At 72.9% G+C, this 16,251-nt stretch carries 15 protein-coding genes and 2 pseudogenes; 11 read left to right on the plus strand and 6 right to left on the minus strand.

Annotated features, from left to right (window positions below; translation table 11 throughout):
• Nucleotides 1-225: 225 nt before the first annotated feature.
• Nucleotides 226-1,506 (minus strand): hypothetical protein, encoded by a 1,281-nt coding sequence (locus tag AEQ27_RS15840; RefSeq protein ID WP_054147549.1) that lies wholly within the window; start codon nt 1,504-1,506, stop codon nt 226-228.
• Between the two features lie 174 nt (nt 1,507-1,680).
• Nucleotides 1,681-2,619 (minus strand): LysR family transcriptional regulator, encoded by a 939-nt coding sequence (locus tag AEQ27_RS15845; protein WP_054147550.1) that lies wholly within the window; start codon nt 2,617-2,619, stop codon nt 1,681-1,683.
• Between the two features lie 98 nt (nt 2,620-2,717).
• On the opposite strand from AEQ27_RS15845, the pseudogene AEQ27_RS15850 reads away from it, so the two are divergent.
• The 8 genes and pseudogenes from AEQ27_RS15850 to AEQ27_RS15875 all read left to right on the plus strand — a co-directional run.
• Nucleotides 2,718-3,506: pseudogene (locus AEQ27_RS15850) on the plus strand (FAD-dependent oxidoreductase); the annotation flags it as partial.
• 173 nt (nt 3,507-3,679) lie between these two features.
• Nucleotides 3,680-3,808: pseudogene (locus AEQ27_RS18855) on the plus strand (N-methyl-L-tryptophan oxidase); the annotation flags it as partial.
• Nucleotides 3,809-3,904: 96 nt separating this feature from the next.
• Nucleotides 3,905-4,033 carry a hypothetical protein gene (locus AEQ27_RS18585; RefSeq protein WP_255349772.1) on the plus strand — a complete coding sequence of 43 codons (129 nt, stop codon included), beginning with the start codon at nt 3,905-3,907 and terminating at the stop codon, nt 4,031-4,033.
• Between the two features lie 82 nt (nt 4,034-4,115).
• Complete coding sequence (locus AEQ27_RS15855) at nt 4,116-4,946, plus strand: ABC transporter substrate-binding protein (RefSeq protein WP_054147551.1); 831 nt, start codon at nt 4,116-4,118, stop codon at nt 4,944-4,946.
• A 70-nt stretch (nt 4,947-5,016) separates the two neighbouring features.
• A complete protein-coding gene (locus tag AEQ27_RS15860; RefSeq protein WP_082383673.1) occupies nt 5,017-5,835 on the plus strand; it encodes an amino acid ABC transporter permease in 819 nt (272 codons plus the stop codon).
• On the plus strand, nt 5,832-6,599 hold the full coding sequence (locus AEQ27_RS15865) for an amino acid ABC transporter ATP-binding protein (RefSeq protein WP_054147552.1): 768 nt from the start codon (nt 5,832-5,834) through the stop codon (nt 6,597-6,599). The genes AEQ27_RS15860 and AEQ27_RS15865 overlap by 4 nt, the downstream gene beginning before the upstream one ends.
• Before the next feature lie 187 nt (nt 6,600-6,786).
• Nucleotides 6,787-8,562, plus strand: a complete 1,776-nt coding sequence (locus tag AEQ27_RS15870) for a hypothetical protein (protein WP_054147553.1) — start codon at nt 6,787-6,789, stop codon at nt 8,560-8,562.
• 68 nt (nt 8,563-8,630) lie between these two features.
• Nucleotides 8,631-9,485 (plus strand): family 16 glycosylhydrolase, encoded by an 855-nt coding sequence (locus AEQ27_RS15875; protein WP_054147560.1) that lies wholly within the window; start codon nt 8,631-8,633, stop codon nt 9,483-9,485.
• 133 nt (nt 9,486-9,618) lie between these two features.
• On the opposite strand, the gene AEQ27_RS15880 is transcribed toward AEQ27_RS15875, so the two are convergent.
• Nucleotides 9,619-10,602, minus strand: a complete 984-nt coding sequence (locus AEQ27_RS15880; RefSeq protein ID WP_054147554.1) for an intradiol ring-cleavage dioxygenase — start codon at nt 10,600-10,602, stop codon at nt 9,619-9,621.
• Between the two features lie 359 nt (nt 10,603-10,961).
• On the opposite strand from AEQ27_RS15880, the gene AEQ27_RS15885 reads away from it, so the two are divergent.
• Nucleotides 10,962-11,240 carry a hypothetical protein gene (locus tag AEQ27_RS15885; protein ID WP_054147555.1) on the plus strand — a complete coding sequence of 93 codons (279 nt, stop codon included), beginning with the start codon at nt 10,962-10,964 and terminating at the stop codon, nt 11,238-11,240.
• Between the two features lie 495 nt (nt 11,241-11,735).
• Here the strand turns inward: AEQ27_RS15885 and AEQ27_RS15890 are convergent, their stop codons facing one another.
• Nucleotides 11,736-11,975 (minus strand): hypothetical protein, encoded by a 240-nt coding sequence (locus AEQ27_RS15890; RefSeq protein ID WP_054147556.1) that lies wholly within the window; start codon nt 11,973-11,975, stop codon nt 11,736-11,738.
• Nucleotides 11,972-12,451, minus strand: a complete 480-nt coding sequence (locus AEQ27_RS15895) for a hypothetical protein (RefSeq protein ID WP_152970424.1) — start codon at nt 12,449-12,451, stop codon at nt 11,972-11,974. Before AEQ27_RS15895 ends, AEQ27_RS15890 begins: the two co-directional genes overlap by 4 nt.
• A gap of 792 nt (nt 12,452-13,243) precedes the next feature.
• Here AEQ27_RS15895 and AEQ27_RS15900 point away from each other — a divergent pair.
• Both AEQ27_RS15900 and AEQ27_RS15905 read left to right on the plus strand, forming a co-directional pair.
• Nucleotides 13,244-14,050: an ABC transporter ATP-binding protein gene (locus AEQ27_RS15900; RefSeq protein ID WP_082383674.1), complete on the plus strand. Its 807-nt coding sequence runs from the start codon at nt 13,244-13,246 to the stop codon at nt 14,048-14,050.
• Nucleotides 14,047-15,444, plus strand: a complete 1,398-nt coding sequence (locus tag AEQ27_RS15905; protein WP_054147558.1) for an ABC transporter permease — start codon at nt 14,047-14,049, stop codon at nt 15,442-15,444. Before AEQ27_RS15900 ends, AEQ27_RS15905 begins: the two co-directional genes overlap by 4 nt.
• A 20-nt stretch (nt 15,445-15,464) precedes the next feature.
• Here AEQ27_RS15905 and AEQ27_RS15910 read toward each other — a convergent pair whose 3' ends face one another.
• The gene (locus tag AEQ27_RS15910) at nt 15,465-16,148 is read right to left on the minus strand and encodes a M15 family metallopeptidase (protein ID WP_054147559.1); all 684 of its coding nucleotides are present in this window, start codon (nt 16,146-16,148) and stop codon (nt 15,465-15,467) included.
• Between the last annotated feature and the right edge of the window lie 103 nt (nt 16,149-16,251).

Below are 16,251 nucleotides of genomic sequence, written 5' to 3' on the forward strand. Positions count from 1 at the left end.
GGGGCCGGCGCGGAGGGGGCCGACGGGGCCCGCCACCCCCCCGCGGCGCCGGCGGGCCCGCCCCCTAGGGCGGCCGGCCCCCCCCCCCGCCTCCCCCCGCCCCCCCCCCCCCCGCCACGATGTACACAGCCCGCCACGAGATCTCGTGGCGGGCTGTGTACATCGTGGCGGCGTGGCGGCGTGGCGGCGTGGCGGCGTGACGGCCGCGGATCGGTCGGACCGGGCTCAGCGGCGACGCGGGCGCAGGCGGCTGGCGACGAGCGCACCGGCCCCGGCGAGAACGGCACCGAGGGCCCAGGTCAGGGCGCCCGAGGGCTCCGACCCGGTGTAGGCGAGCGACGTCGCGCGGGCGGGCGTGACGGCGGCGACCGGACGCACCGGCAGTGCGGCCGGGGCGCCCGTGCCCGGGGTCGTGGCGGGGGGCCCGGGGACGGCAGGGGCGACCGCGAACGCCCGCGCGCCCGGGAAGCCACTCTCGTTCACGCGGGCGGCGGCGACGGTCAGGGCGGCGGCCGCGAAGTCGCCCGCGGGCAGGGGGAACTGCGCCGAGAAGCGACCGGCCGTGTCGACGGGCACGACCGCGGCCGCGTAGCCCGAGGTCTCGTACGGGACGGGATCGACGTCGACCTCGAACCCCGGGGCGTCGGCCGACCCGTCGGGTTCCGTCACCAGTTGCTCGTTGTGAGCCGGGTCGCCGGTGAACTGGTCGGTGAGCGGCGTGTCACCGTCGAAGACCTCGACCAGGGCGTAGCCCCCGGGGATGCCCCCCGCTCCGTTCACGGTGACGACGCCTGCGGTCGCGCCGACCGGCACCTCGAGCACGGGCGCCGGGACGTACTCGACGACGGCGAGGTCCGACGACGCCGACCGGCCGCTGTCGTCCGTGACGACGACCGTGAGGGTGCCACCCGTGGGGAAGCCCTCCGGCAACAGGATCGTGAACTGGGCGTAGCCGAACTCGTCGAAGCGGGGCTCCAGGAGGAACACGGACTCGTCGTCGACCGGCTCGCCGTCGGCCGTCACCGTGACGTGGACGAGGGCATCGGGGGTGAAGCCCTCGGCGTAGACGTCGGTCCCTTGACCCGGGCGGACGGCCCCGTCGAAGGAGGAGACCTGGGGGACGTCGACGACCGGCGCCTCGTCCGCAGGAGCCACCTCGGCCGGAACGGCGGTCTCGACCGGCGCGGCGTCGGCCGGCGCCGGGTCGTCGACGGGCGCGTCGGTGTCGGCGGGAGCCGTCTCGGACCCGGAGGCGCTGGTCGCGTCCCCGTCGGAGGGGACGGTCTCGTCGGTGCCGGTCGACGGGGCGGAGATGTCCGTCGTGGCAGGCGTCACCGTGGTCTCGGTGGGCGCGACGGCAGTGGTCGCGTCCGTGCCGGTCGTGGCGTCGGTCGCCACGGCGTCGCCCTCGGCGGCGAAGGCCGTGGCGGGCGTGAGGACGAGGGCCGCGGCGAGGGCGACGGAGGGCAGGGCGGTGGCGGCGCCGAGGCGGCGTGATCTGGACATGGTTCCCCCGGGACGAGTGGTGCCGCGCGTCGGGCGAGCGCGGTCGGTCGACTGTAGACAGCACGGTCGGGCCGGGCGAGGGGGCGGATCGTCCGGGGGGTCCGCCGTGATGAGACCGTGATCGATTTGTCCCCCAGACGACTTGCGAGCGGGTACGGGCGGTTGGTCCGGGCCTCAGCCGCCGAGGAGCTCGAGGGTGATTCGGCCGGCCCGCAGGTCGCGGTCGCGCATCACGGGGAGGTCGGTGCGGATCTGGGCCGTGAACGCCGTCGTCATGGGGTTCGGCCGCCCGGAGAGCCAGAGCATCGAGAGGGCCGTGCGGGCCCAGTCCTCGGCGATCGTGACGAACCGGACGCCGGGGATCGGGATGTACGACGACAGGTAGGGCATGAGCGACACCCCGAGGCCGCAGGCGACCGTGCTCAGCATCGACAGGTCGTTGACCGCGTGGATGGGGATGCGCGGGTTGAAACCGGCCCGGACGCACGACATGACGATGCGGTCGTAGGCCTGGGGTGCGTCCTCGCGGTTGAACATGATGAAGTCGTCGTCGGCCAGCTCGCCCAGGGGCACCGAGGTCTCGCCGGCCAGCCGGTGCGTGTCGGGCAGGGCCACGACCAGGGGCTCGAGCGCCAGCTGCTCGACCTCGAACCGGTCGTCGATCGAGCGCACGCGCGTGAAGCCCAGGTCGACCGAGCCCCGCACGAGGTCGGACAGGATCGCCTGCTCCTCGCTCTCCTCGACCAGCACCCGGGTACCCGGGTGCGACGCCGAGAACGCCCGCACCACGGTCGGCAGCAGCCCGGCGAGCACGGAGCTGATGCTGCCCACCCGCAGCGGCTGCACGTCGGCCACGACCGAGTCGAGCAGCGACTCGGTCTGCTCGATCTGGTGCAGGATGCGCTTGCCCTCACGCTTGAGCAGCTCGCCCGCGGGGGTCAGCCGCGGGGCCGTGCGCGCCTGCCGTTCGAACAACCGCGTCCCGAGCTTGGCCTCGAGCCGCGAGATCGCCTGGCTGAGCGGCGGCTGGCTCATCTGCAGCCGTGCGGCGGCCTTCGTGAACGAGAGGTCGTCGGCGACCGCCATGAAGTAGGTGAGCTCTCGGATCTCCATCGTCGGCCTCTCGTCGGTCGCGTCTCATACGCAGCGGGTATCAGATCATCCCTTTTTGGTATTTGAGAGCGCAAGCGTCGGCTCGATAGACAGGCTCCATGAACGACGCCACCAGCGCCTCCTCGGCACCCGGACCCCTCGACCCGTCCCTCGACGCCGACGTCATCGTCGTCGGTCTCGGCGCCTGGGGAGCCCAGGCGCTCTGGCGCCTCGCCGAGCGCGGGCAGCGCGTGATCGGCGTCGAGCGCTTCGGCATCGGCCACCCGATGGGCTCGACCCACGGCGCCACCCGGCTGTTCCGCATCGCCTGCATGGAGCACCCGGGGCTCGCCCCGATCGCGACCCGCGCGCGCGACCTCTGGTACGACCTGGGCGAGCGCACCGGACAGACCCTGTTACGTCAGACGGGTGGCGTCATGGTCGGCCCCCGCGACGGCCACGTCGTCGCCGGCACCCTGCGAGCGGTCCACGAGGCCGGACTCGAGTCGACCGTGTTCGAGCACGACGAGCTCGTCGCCCGCTTCCCGCAGTACGCCGGCTTCGGCCCGGACGACATCGGCGTGTGGGACCCCGCCGCCGGCATCAGCTACCCCGAGAAGGGCGTGCGGGCCGCCGTCGAGGTGGCCCGGTCGCTCGGGGCGACGGTGCTGACCGACACCCGGGTGACATCGATCGACCCGGTCGACGGGGGAGTCGAGGTCACCGCCGGCGGACGCGTGCTGCGGGCCGCCCGCGTCGTGGTGACGCTCGGCGCCTGGACCCCGCAGTTCGTCGACCACCCGCTCGTCGCCCGCCGCACCCCGCTGTTCTGGTTCGAGGGCACGACTCCCGAGGCGACGGCACCGGGCGGCGACTTCGACCTCGCGGCGTTCCCGGTGTTCATCCGCCAGCTGCCCGACGGCACCACCCTCTGGGGTCACGGCGCGGACCACGGCGACGGCGACGGCTACGCCGTCAAGATCGGGCTCGAGGACTCGGGAGGCGCCTTCGAGGACGCCGAGGCCGACACGGTCGACCGGTACATCCACCCCGCGGCGGACTACGGCATGCCTCGGCGGCCGTGGCCCGGGCCTCCCCGGGGCCCGCCCCGCCCCCCGCCAGGGCGATCGCCTGCGTGGTGGCGAACTCCCCCGACCGCCAGTTCGTCATCGGCCACCCGGGCGGCGACCCCCGCGTCGTCGTCGCCGGCGGCGACGGCGGCCCCGGCTTCAAGCACGCCCCCGCTAGCGGCGAGCTGCACGCGCAGCTCGCCGGCGACGAAGAGCCGTTCACCGACGGCGACTTCATGAGCCCGGACCGCGGCTACGACGGCACGTCCTGGCTCGACGAGGACGACCACGAGGCGACCCGCGCCGCGACAGCCGGCCCGGCCGCGGCGACCGACGCGACCGAGCGCCTGACGGTGCCGTCCTGACCCGGCCGACCCGCGCCTCCCGAACCCACCCCGCACTCCCCTCGCACCGCACCGCCTCGCACCGCCCTGACAGGAGAGAACCATGACCAGACGAACGACCACCCGCCTCACGGCCGCCCTCGCCGCGGTCGCCGCCCTCGGCCTCGCCCTGACCGCCTGCTCGTCGGGCGGCGCCGAGGCCGGCGCCTCGAACGAGCTGGGCACCATCTCGGCCGGCACGCTGCGCATCGGCACGACCGGCGACACCAAGCCGTACGCCTACACCGAGGACGGCGAGCTGCAGGGCTTCGACGTCGAGATGGCGAAGGAGGTCGCGAAGCGCCTCGGGCTGAAGACCGAGTTCGTCACCCAGGAGTTCTCGGCCCTGCTGCCCGCCGTCGCCAACGGGCAGCTCGACATGGCGGCCGCGTCCATCAGCGACACCGAGGAGCGCGAGAAGACGGTCGACTTCAGCGACCACTACTTCATCGGGTACATCTCGGTGCTGGCCGCCGACGGCTCGGGCATCACCGACGACGAGTCCTCGCTCGACGGCAAGCGGCTCGGCATCGTCCAGGGCACCATCCAGGACAGCTACGCGCAGGAGAACTTCACCGGTGCCGAGCTCGTCCGCTTCCCCGACAACAACAGCGCCGTCGCGGCGCTGAGCTCGGGCACGATCGACGCGCACTTCCTCGACTTCCCCGTGGCCGAGGAGTACGCGGCGGCGTCGAACGGCTCGCAGAGCATCGCGATCAACGTCGCCGTGCCCGAGTTCCCGGTCGGCTTCCCGATCGCGAAGGGCAACGACGCGCTGAAGACCGCCGTGGACGGGGCCGTGGCCGACATCGTCGCCGACGGCACCTGGCTCGAGATCGACCAGCGGTTCTTCCCGGACCAGCCCGTGCCCGACGAGTTCCAGCCGAGCGAGTGAGCGGGGTGCGACCGTGAACTTCTCCGACGCGCTGGCCAACATCGGCCGCAGCTTCTTCGACGGCGACGCGATGCTGCGCACCCTGCCCGACATGCTCGCCTACGGGGTGTGGAACACGCTGCTGCTGGCGATCTGCGCCACGGCGATCGGCGTCGTGGTCGGCCTGCTGCTCGCCGTGATGGGCACGAGTCGTCACCTCCTGCCCCGCGTGCTCAGCCGCATCTACACCGACGTGTTCCGCGGGCTCCCCGCCATCCTGACGATCCTGCTCATCGGGACGGGCCTGTCGCCGCTGTTCAACCTGTTCACGCGGGGCAACCCGTACCCGCTGGGCATCCTGGCCCTCAGCCTGATCGCCAGTGCGTACATCGGCGAGATCTTCCGGGCCGGCATCCTCGCGGTCGACCGGGGCCAGCTCGAGGCGTCGCGCGCCCTGGGCATGAGCCACGGGGACTCGATGCGACTCGTCGTGATCCCGCAGGGCGTCCGGCAGGTGCTGCCGTCGCTGGTCAACCAGTTCATCGCCATCGTGAAGGACTCGTCCCTGGTGTCCTTCCTCGGGCTGATCACGTCGCAGCGCGAGCTGTTCCGCATCGGCCAGGACGCGGCCATCACGAACGGCAACCTCTCGCCGCTCGTGCTGGCGGGCGTGTTCTACCTGATCATCACGGTGCCGCTCACGCACCTGGTCAACGTCATCGACCGTCGACTCCGCGAGGGTCGCTCGTTCGGACGGCGTCCGTCGGGCACGGTTCCGCCGGGCACCCCGCCGTCGGCCTCGGCCTCGGCATCGCCGGCACCGGCCGCAGACGCCGTGGGCGCCACCTCGGCCACGTCCGCACCCACCGCCGAACCCCTCGCCCCCGCCACGTCAGGAGCCTCTCGATGACCACCCTCACCGCGCCTCCTGCCGTGCCCTCGGTCCAGTCCGCCGGCGACCTCGAGATCCGGGGGCTGACCAAGGACTTCGGGGCCACCCGGGTGCTGCACGGCATCGACCTCGTGGTGCCCGCCGGCACGACGACCTGCATCATCGGCCCGTCGGGCTCGGGCAAGTCCACCGTGCTGCGCTGCGTCAACCGCCTCGAGGAGCCCTCGGGCGGCGAGGTGCTGCTCGACGGGACCGACGTGCTGCACGGCTCCGAGGACGCGCTGCGTCGTCGGGTCGGCATGGTGTTCCAGCACTTCAACCTGTTCCCGCACCGGACGGTGCTCGACAACATCGTGCTGCCGCTGCGTCGGGTCCGTCGGGTGTCGGCGGCCGAGGCTCGTCGGGTCGCGCTCGAACGTCTCACCGAGGTCGGGCTCGCCGAGAAGGCCGACGTCCGCCCTGCGTCGCTCTCGGGCGGCCAGAAGCAGCGCGTCGCCATCGCCCGGGCCCTGGCGCTCGGACCCGAGGTGATGCTCTTCGACGAGGCCACGTCGGCGCTCGACCCCGAGCTGGTGAAGGGCGTGCTCGCCCTGATGAAGGGGCTGGCCGGTGCGGGCATGACCATGGTCGTGGTCACCCACGAGATGGGCTTCGCCCGCGAGGCCGCCGACCAGGTCGTCTTCATGGACCGCGGCGTCGTCGTCGAGGCCGGGCCGCCGGCCCAGCTCTTCGACCACCCGCGCACCGACCGGCTGAAGACCTTCCTCGACCAGGTGCTCTGAACCGAGAGACCCGAGGAGGCGCGGTGTCGGCACGACCGGCACCGCGCCTCCTGCAGTCTCCGCACTTTTCCCGTGCCCCCCGTTCGCGTACTGGACAGGGGGGTCTTGTTTCGTCGTCGAGGCGGGCGTAGCGTCCGGAGCGGGTGGCAACGACGCCACCGGAGACGAGAAGATCATGCACAGACGGATGAGGACTCTGATCGCGGCGGGGGTCGCCGCGAGCGTCGTGGGGGCGGTGGTGCCCGCGCTCGCCGCGCAGTCGGCACCGGCCGTGACCACCAGCGACCGGCCGGACTTCGGCCCGAACGTGACCGTGTACGACCCGAGCGTGCCGGCCTCGACCATCCAGGCCGACATCGACGCGGCCTTCGAGGCGCAGCTGCGCAACCCGACGGCGCAGTTCGGAGACCAGCGACACGCCTTCCTGTTCGAGCCCGGCACCTACGGCCGGGTCTTCGCGAACCTGGGCTTCTACACGGCACTGCAGGGGCTCGGCAAGAACCCCGACGACGTCACGATCCAGGGTGCGGTCAACGTCGACTCGGGCTGGAACCACGGCGACGAGAAGAACGCCACGCAGAACTTCTGGCGGTCGGTCGAGAACCTGGCCGTCGAGCCCGAGTCGGGCGTCGACCGCTGGGCCGTGTCGCAGGCGGCCCCCATGCGTCGCGTCCACATCAGGGGCGACCTCACGATGGGCCCGTCGAACCAGGACGGCGGGCAGGGCTACTCGTCGGGCGGCTACATCGCCGACAGCAAGGTCGACGGCACCGTCACCTCGGGTTCGCAGCAGCAGTGGTACACCCGTGACTCGACCCTCGGGTCGTGGCAGGGCGGCAACTGGAACATGACCTTCTCGGGCGTGCAGGGTGCCCCCGCGAACGATTTCTCGAAGAGCTACACGACGCTCGCCACGACCCCGGTCACGCGCGAGAAGCCGTACCTCTACGTCGACGACGCCGGCGACTACCACGTGTTCGTCCCTGCACTGCAGCGGGACTCGGCCGGGGTCAGCTGGCCCGACACGGCCGGCACCGACCTGCCGATGCGCGACTTCTACGTGGCCCACCCGGGGGACTCGGCCGCGACGATCAACGGTGCCTTGGCCCAGGGCCTGAACCTGTTCTTCACGCCGGGCACCTACCGGCTCGACCAGGCGATCGAGGTCACGCGCGCCGACACGGTCGTCACCGGCATCGGCTTCCCGACGCTCGTGCCGACCAGTGGCAACGCCGTGTTGACGACGGCCGACGTGGCCGGGGTGACCGTCTCGGGCCTCGTCGTCGACGCCGGCACGCAGAACAGCGACCAGCTGATGCGACTCGGCACCACGGGCTCGCACGTCGACCACGCGGCGAACCCGCAGAGCGTGCAGGACGTGTACTTCCGCGTCGGCTCGAGCATCCAGGGCAACGCGACCACCACGTTGCAGGTCAACTCGGACGACACGATCGTCGACCACATCTGGGCCTGGCGTGCCGACCACGGCGGCGCCCCCACGGGCTGGACCGTCAACCGCGGTGCGACCGGCGTCGAGGTGAACGGCGACGACGTCCTGGCCACCGGACTGTTCGTCGAGCACTACCAGCAGTACCAGGTGGTGTGGAACGGCGAGCGTGGTCGCACCATCTTCTTCCAGAACGAGCTGCCGTACGACGTGCCCGACAACGCGTCGTGGCGGAGCCCGACCGGCGAGGGCTGGGCGGCGTACAAGGTCGCCGACGGCGTGACCAGCCACGAGATCTGGGGTGGCGGCGTCTACTCGTTCTTCAACGCCAACCCGCAGGTGCGCCTGGCCCAGGCGTTCGAGGTGCCCCACACGGCGGGCGTGAAGGCCCACGGCGTCTTCACCGTCTCGCTGGGTGACGTCGGCACGATCTCGAGCGTCATCAACGGCGTCGGCGACTCGGTGCCGACGCCCGCGGGCAACACCGTCCCGAGCCGGGTGGTGACCTACCCGTGAGCGCCCGCCTCAGCCGCAAGAACCCACGCACGGACACGGATCGACGCACGACGACGAGCGGAGACATCATGAGAACCCACCAGCACCTGACGAGACGCGCCCTGACGCGACGGACCTTGACCGGCGCCGGCCTGGCCGCCGCCGCCGCGCTCGCCGCGACCACGGTCGCCGCCGCACCCGCCCCGGCCTCGGCCGAGACCTCGGCCCAGCAGGCGATCGTCTGGTCCCAGGAGTTCGACGGTGGCGCCGGCAGCGCACCCGACCCCTCGGTCTGGAACCTCGAGACCGGAGGGGGCGGCTGGGGCAACGGCGAGTTGCAGAACTACACGAGCTCGCGGGCGAACTCGGCGCTCGACGGCAACGGCAACCTCGTGATCACCGCGAAGCGTGAGGGCGACGGCTCGTACACGTCGGCCAGGCTCACCACGCAGAACAAGTACACGGCGCAGTACGGCCGGGTCGAGGCCCGCATCCAGATCCCGCGGGGTCAGGGCATCTGGCCGGCCTTCTGGATGCTCGGCGCCGACCTGCCGACGAACGCCTGGCCGAGCGCGGGTGAGATCGACATCATGGAGAACGTCGGCTTCGAACCGCATCGCGTGCACGGCACCGTGCACGGCCCCGGCTACTCGGGCGGTGAGGGCCTGACCAGCACGTGGCAGCACCCGCAGGGCTGGTCGATAGCCGACGACTTCCACACCTTCGCGGTCGACTGGGCCCCCGGCTCGATCACGTGGTCGGTCGACGGGCAGGTCTACCACCAGGTCACGCCGGCCAGCACGGGCGGCGACCCGTGGGTCTTCGACAAGCCCTTCTTCATCATCCTCAACGTCGCGGTCGGAGGTGCCTGGCCCGGCTACCCCGACGGCAGCACCCAGCTGCCGCAGCAGATGAAGGTCGACTACGTGCGCGTGTACCGGTAGGCGACGACCCGAGGAGGCGCGGTGTGAGCAGGTCTCGCACCGCGCCTCCTCGCGTGCTCGCGAGACCCCGGAAACTCGCCGAGACACCCGTCCGCGCGGAAGGGTCTCGGCGAGATCCTGGGGTCTCGTCGGCTCAGCGCGAGCCTGGGGCGCCGCCGCCGCCGGGTGCGGCAGCGGCGGTGGGCCTGGTGCCCGTGTCGACGCGGACGGTCAGGGCCAGCGCGTAGCCCGACGTCGCGTCGCCGGTCACCGTAGGCAGCTGCAGCGCCCCGCTGTCGTCGCTGAACACGTTGTCGCTCGCGAGGCTCACCTGGCTCAGGTTCGCCGTCGAGCCGTCGTACTCGCTCAGTGCGTAGACGGTCCGACACGCGTCCTCGGGCAGGGCGAGCTGTGACGTGGCGATCGCGTTCGTCGAATCGGTGATCGACCCCACGTCGGGGTAGACCTCGAAGTGGATGTGCGGCCACCGCCCCGAGTAGCAGGCCGGGAAGACCGACGAGAAGGTCACGGTGCCGGAGGCGTCGGCGACCTGCACGCCGCGCAGGTAGGTCTCGTCCGTGATGCCGTCCGAGTACATCGAGTACCCGCCGGCCGCGTCGCAGTGCCAGACGTAGACGGCGACGTCGGCGAACGGCACGTCACCGTTCGCCATGTCGAGCACCGTCATGCTCAGCGTGATCGGCACCCCCGCCGCGGTGGTGCCGCCGTCGAGGCTCGACCGGATGTCGCTGCGCACGATGCCCGACCGTTCGAGCACGTCGGCCCCGTTCGACCCGTCGCCCGGGTAGGGCCCGGCGGTCTCGTCGGGGATCTCACCCGCCGGCAGCGTGGTCGCCGTGCCCGCGGACGCGCTCGGGCTCGGCGTCGCCGTGGCGGTCGAGGAGGCGCCGGTTCCGCCCGTCCCCGTGGCCGACGTGCAGGCGGCGAGCACGACGCTGCCCGCGCCGAGCCCGATCAGGCTCAGCACGCTGCGGCGCGAGACGAGCGTCCGCAGGTCGAAGGCGACGCCCTGGTCGACGACCTCGTCGTCGACGCGGTCGAGCAGTCGGCCCTCGTAGGCGGGGCCCTCGGGAGTGCGGTCGGGTTCGGGGATGCGGGTGGGACGGGGGTCGCTCATGGTCACGCTCTCGGCTCGGGGCTGGTCGCCTCGGATGGGATCGCCGTCAGCCTGACGCCGGTCCCGATGAACCGGCCCTGCGCCTCCGATGAACCACCCATGAAGGAGGCGCGGTGCGAGACCTCTTCGCGCCGCGCCTCCTCCGGTGGTCGCCGAGACCCCGGGAACTCGCCGAGACACCCGCTCGCGCCGCAGGGTCTCGGCGACTTCCTGGGGTCTCGGGCTTCCGTTCGCGGGCCTCCGTCAGCCGGTGAGCGTGCGCCACCGAGACGGACCGCACGCCGTTCCGTGGTCCGGACGCCCCGCGCGGCGGCAGTGAGAACCTGGCCCTGGACGCGGCCGAGCGGGGAGTCCACACGGTGAGCGTCCGCTTCGCACCGACCGTGCACGGGGTGGGCGACCGCGGGTTCGTCGCGGCGCTCGTCGCCGTCGCCCGGGAGAAGGGCGTCTCGGCCTACCCGGGCGACGGGACGAACCGGTGGCCGGCCGTGCACCGGTCGGACGCAGCACGTGCGGTCGCGCTCGGCCTCGACCTGGCCGCGTCGTCGGAGGCCACGCGTCGCCTTCTGGGGTGGGCCCCGACCGGACCGACCCTGCTCGAGGACCTCGACGCGGGGGCGTACGGCTCGAGCCGCTGAGCGTCGCGTCACGTCGGTCGAAGACGAGAGAGGGGCACGGCCGCGGAAGAGTCCGCAGCCGTGCCCCAGATGCCGATGTTGTCGCATGAGCTTCACGGGCAGGGATGCAAGCAACACCGGCCAATGAAGACGCAAGAAACGCCTTCGACTCGTGTGACGTTACCCGCGTGCCGCCGATCGTGTTCTCAGCGTCGACGACACGGCCCGAGAGGGGGCGGGCACCTGGCGGGGGGGGGGCCGGGGGCCCGCCGATGCGCAGCCCCGTCGGGTGGGGCTGCTTGCGTCCACGAGATCAACGGGTGAGACCTCGAGGGCGCAAGTCGTGCGGCCTGATCAGCGAGGTCCGGGCTGAGGGGAGAACTGTGGCGCGGCGGACGGTGGGTGGGATCGGCCCGACGTGTACGAGAAAGATAAGGTGATCATGCCTCGGTTGTCCAGGGGTCGACCCGACCATCGACGTGGCCCCCCGTCGAGGGGGTAGCTGCGAGGCGGGACTCAGGCCGAGTTCTTGCCGCCGGCCGAGCGGGACATGCCGCCCGCTTCGCCGCGAGGGCCCTCGTGCCGGCGCTCGGACTCGGCCTGGGCACGGACGCCGGCCCCGGGGTCCGTGGCGTCGAGGTGGGCGGCGATCGCCCGATCACGGCGTCCGCGCCGGACCACACCGACGGCGGCCACGACGCCGACGGCGACGACCAGACAGACGACGACGACGGTGCTGACGTCCACGATGCTCACGGTGCCGGCACCCCCGACGAGACGACGATGATCATGGCGACGGCGAACCCCAGGACCGTCAGCCCGAGGTAGAGCCAGAGCGGCGCGGCGCTGCCGCCGACCCGGCGGCGCACGACGACGCTGCGACCGATCAGGTAGATGAGCGGGCTGAGGATCGCCCACGCCCATGAGAACGGCCTCTCGAGCCCGCGGGTCCGCAGGGTGCGGTGGTCGAGCCAGGCGAGCAGCACGATGCCGATCCAGAGCACGAGCGAGGCGATCTGGACGACGCCCAGGTCGCCGGCGTCGACGCCCGTCCGGCCCGGGACGGCCAGTTCGAGAGCGCGTCGCAGGGTCACCACCACGACACCCATCGCGACGATCGGCGAGAGCGCGATCGCGGTGACGAACGGCGTGGCCGGGAGGGCGATCCGCGGGTCGACCGCGGCAGCTCCGGTCGCGACGTCGCCCTGGCCCAGTCCTCGGTGGTCGGTCACGATGTCCCCCTCGTTCTCGGGCGGGACCCCGCCCACCCGCGGTCGGCCCGGACGTCTATGCACCGAGCGTTGCTCACCACCCTAGGGCGTCGGCCTCGACGAGGGGCCGTCGGGGGATAACCCCCGCGCGCGTCCGTGGGTTCATGTGATGTTCCGGTACCGGGCCCCGCGGCGAGGATCGTAGACATGACCGACACGACCTCCGCGACCATCGCCACCCGCGCCTCCTCGTCCACCACCATCCGTCGCCGCGGTGCCCTCGCCGCCGGTCTCGGCCTCGCGGCGCTCGCCGCCGTCACGCTCACCGGCTGCTCGGGCATGGCCGACGCCGCGACGAGCGCGCTCGGCGCCGAGCAGGTGCAGGAGCGCCACTTCGACACCGCGGCCGACGCGCCGAGCTCGGCCGACTCGACCGACGTCGCCTGGTTCCTCCCCGAGTGGGTGCCCGCCGACGCCCGCGACATCGACGTGCGCCTCGACACGCAGGAGCCCGGCTACGAGCTCTCGTTCGCGTCGGAGACCGGCCCCGACCTCGCGGGGTGCACGCCCGTCGACGGCGACCTCGGCGGCCCCGCCCTCGACCCGGCCACGCTGCCCGAGCCCCTGCCGACCTCGGGGCTCGTCAGCTGCGGCGACGGGCGCGTCTCGCCCCGGTCGACGGCCGCTGGGCCAGCTGGACCACCGTCGACGCGGTGCCCGGCGACGACGGCAACTCGACGCTGCGCCACTGATCGCCCGACGCACCCCCCGGCTCCCGCCTCCCGCTCCCGCCTCACGAACAGGAAGACCACCATGTCCCGTCCCGACCAGCCCCAGGGCGTCCCGTCCGCCCGTCCCGCCGACCCGACCCGAGGAGGCGCGGGCCCCGTCGCCCGCGTCCGGAACGTCACGAAGCCCTTCGGCCAGGGCGCCGGCCGCGTCGACGCGCTGCGCGACGTCGCGCTCGACCTGCCGACCGGGCAGTTCGCCGCCGTCATGGGCCCGCGCGGTTCGGGCAAGTCGACGCTGATGCACATCACCGCCGGCCTCGACTCGGCCACCTCGGGGCAGGTGCTGCTCGGTGACACCGACATCACCGGGCTCGACGACACCCAGCTGACGCTGCTGCGCCGCCGTCGCATCGGCTTCGTCTTCCAGGCGTTCAACCTCGTGCCGACCCTCGACGTGTCGGCCAACATCGAGCTGCCGTTCCGCCTCGACGGCCGCCGTGCCACCGCCGACGAGCGGGCCTGGATCGACTGGCTCGTCGCCACGCTCGGCCTCGGCGCCCGGCTGACCCACCGCCCCCACCAGCTCTCGGGCGGGCAGCAGCAGCGCGTCGCGATCGCCCGCGCCCTCGCCACGAGGCCCGACCTGATCTTCGCGGACGAGCCCACCGGCAACCTCGACTCGAAGGCCGGCCGCGACGTGCTCGACGTGCTGCGCACCGCGTCGACCGACCACGGCCAGAGCATCGCGATGGTGACCCACGACCCGGTCGCGGCGAGCTACGCCGACCGCGTGGTGTTCCTCGCGGACCGCCGCATCGTGCACGAGATCGACCGCAGCAGCGCCGCCGAGATCTCGGGCGTCATGCTCGACCTGGAGCGTGTCGCGTGAGCGCCGGCGACCAGCTGCGTGAGCACCGTCCCAGCATCCTCGTCGCCGGTCTCGGCACGACGTTCGGCGTCGGCCTGCTCGGCGTCAGCCGCGTGCTCGAGCAGGTCATCGCCTCCGACGCCGCGGTCGCCACGAGCGGCACGGTCTCGACGATGCTCGACGTCGTCGCCATGGTCTTCGTCGGACTCGCCCTCTACGTCGGCGCGATCGTGACGGCCAACACCTTCGCCACCGTGGTCGCCGGCCGCACGCCGACGATCGCCCTGATGCGCCTGCTCGGCTCGTCCGCGCGGGACCAGCGTCGGGCCGTCGCCCGTGAGGGTCTCGTGGTCGGCGTCGCCGGCGCCGTGCTGGGGACGCTCGCCGGCCTCGCGCTCGTCGTCGTCGCCGTCCGGGTGCTCGTGGGGCGCGGCGACCTGCCCGACCTCGCGTACTCGTACGTCTCGGTGGGCGGTCTCGTCCCGGCCGTCGCGGTCGTGCTGACCACGGTCGCCGCGGCCTGGGTCGGCTCGCGCCGCGTGCTGCAGGTGACGCCGCTGCAGGCGACCGACGCCGCGCAGGACGCGCCCGTCGCGGCTCGGTCACGACGCGTCGTGCGGACCGTGTTCGCCGCCCTGCTCGTCGTCGGTGGCGGTCTGCTGCTCGTCGCCGGGGTCGTCGTCGGGCTGGCCGACGCGATGGGCGTGTTGGTCGCGTTCGCTGGTGGCGTGCTGTCGTTCACCGGGGTCGTCGTCGGTGCCCACGCGCTGATGCCCACCGTGCTGAGCGCCGTCGGCCGCACCTTCGGCACCAGCCAGGTGGCACGCCTCGCCGCCGAGAACGCGGTACGTCAGCCCGAGCGCAGCACGCGGGCGACGATCGGCATCGTCATCGGCGTGACCCTCGTCACCACCCTGTCGGTCGCCCTCGAGACGCTGCGCACCTTCATCCGTTCGATCGAGCAGGACCCGTCGTACGCCGCCGAGCTCGACCGGATGTTCACCACGACGCTGCTGATCGTCGCCGCCCTCGTCGGCTTCTCGGCCGTGATCGCGGCCGTCGGCATGGTCAACGACATGTCGCTGAGCGTCCTGCAACGGAGGCGCGAGCTGGGTCTGCTGCGCGCGATCGGCTCGACCGCGGGTCAGGTGCGCCGCATGATCCTGCTCGAGGCGACGCAGATGGCGCTGACGGCGATCGTCGTCGGGGTGGTGCTCGGCGTCGTCTACGGCTGGGCCGGAGCCCAGGCGCTGCTCGGCTCGGCGAACCAGGGCCTGCTGATCGCGCCGACGCTGCCCGTGCCGCTTCTGCTCGGGCTGGCCGTGACGGCCGCCGTGCTCGCCGGGGTCGCCGCCCTCGTCCCGGCTCGCCGTGCCACGTCGGTCACCCCGGTCGAGGCGCTCGCCGCCCGCTGACGCGGGCGCGGCCCGACCGCCTAGGGGTGCATCCGAGGGTCCTCGGTCGGGTCGCGGAACATCGGCGGGCAGCCCTGCTCGACGGCCTCGGGGCGCAGCTCGTAGTGCCACGACTCGTTCTCGTAGATCTGGCAGAGGCCGTACGCGGCGCCGTTCTCCGAGAGCCACGAGGTCGCGTCCCACGAGCCCACGTCGACCGCGTCGCCGTGCACGTGGGCCGACGTCTCGGGCGTCGCCACCCACCGCGCCGCCTCGGTGCGCGAGCCGTACTCGGCCACGGCGTCGTCCAGCAGCTGCTCCTGGTACGCCGCCGACCGCCAGCCGCCGTTCACGACGACCACGACGTCGTCGTCGCCCGCGTCGGTCGTGGCGCGCTGCAGGGCGTCCAGGAGGCGCGGGTCGAGTCCCGAGACGGCCGGTACGTCCTCGTCGAACGGTGAGGTCCCGGGCGGGACGACGCCGCCCGCCTCGCCCGTCGCCTCGTCCCGACCGAGGGCGGCACCGACCGCGGCGGTCCCGAGGAGCCGGCCCGCGCCTCCTGGTCCGTCCACCGTCGCGGCGCGGGAGACCGCGACGGCCACCGCCAGGAGGACGACGAGCGAGAACGCGATCGCACCGGCGACGACGGCCAGGACGACGGCGGGGCGTCGTCGGTGCCGGCCGGGGACGGGACGTGTGGAGGGCGACGGGTCGAGGTTTCGCATGCCCCTCAGTCGACGGGATCCGCCGTTGCCGGCCCGTATGCGTTTCTCGATACGCGGACGATACGGCCCGGCTCGTAGCATCGGGGCGTGCGTGTGCTGGTCG

It is taken from the genome of Frigoribacterium sp. RIT-PI-h (assembly GCF_001297205.1).
Lineage (GTDB): Bacteria > Actinomycetota > Actinomycetes > Actinomycetales > Microbacteriaceae > Frigoribacterium.

Coding starts and splice junctions, on each gene's coding strand:
- AEQ27_RS15840 (WP_054147549.1), bottom strand. CDS start 1,506: ATGTCCAGATCACGCCGCCTCGGCGCCGCCACCGCCCTGCCCTCCGTC.
- AEQ27_RS15845 (WP_054147550.1), bottom strand. CDS start 2,619: ATGGAGATCCGAGAGCTCACCTACTTCATGGCGGTCGCCGACGACCTC.
- AEQ27_RS18585 (WP_255349772.1), top strand. CDS start 3,905: ATGAGCCCGGACCGCGGCTACGACGGCACGTCCTGGCTCGACGAGGAC.
- AEQ27_RS15855 (WP_054147551.1), top strand. CDS start 4,116: ATGACCAGACGAACGACCACCCGCCTCACGGCCGCCCTCGCCGCGGTC.
- AEQ27_RS15860 (WP_082383673.1), top strand. CDS start 5,017: ATGCTGCGCACCCTGCCCGACATGCTCGCCTACGGGGTGTGGAACACG.
- AEQ27_RS15865 (WP_054147552.1), top strand. CDS start 5,832: ATGACCACCCTCACCGCGCCTCCTGCCGTGCCCTCGGTCCAGTCCGCC.
- AEQ27_RS15870 (WP_054147553.1), top strand. CDS start 6,787: ATGAGGACTCTGATCGCGGCGGGGGTCGCCGCGAGCGTCGTGGGGGCG.
- AEQ27_RS15875 (WP_054147560.1), top strand. CDS start 8,631: ATGAGAACCCACCAGCACCTGACGAGACGCGCCCTGACGCGACGGACC.
- AEQ27_RS15880 (WP_054147554.1), bottom strand. CDS start 10,602: ATGAGCGACCCCCGTCCCACCCGCATCCCCGAACCCGACCGCACTCCC.
- AEQ27_RS15900 (WP_082383674.1), top strand. CDS start 13,244: ATGTCCCGTCCCGACCAGCCCCAGGGCGTCCCGTCCGCCCGTCCCGCC.
- AEQ27_RS15910 (WP_054147559.1), bottom strand. CDS start 16,148: ATGCGAAACCTCGACCCGTCGCCCTCCACACGTCCCGTCCCCGGCCGG.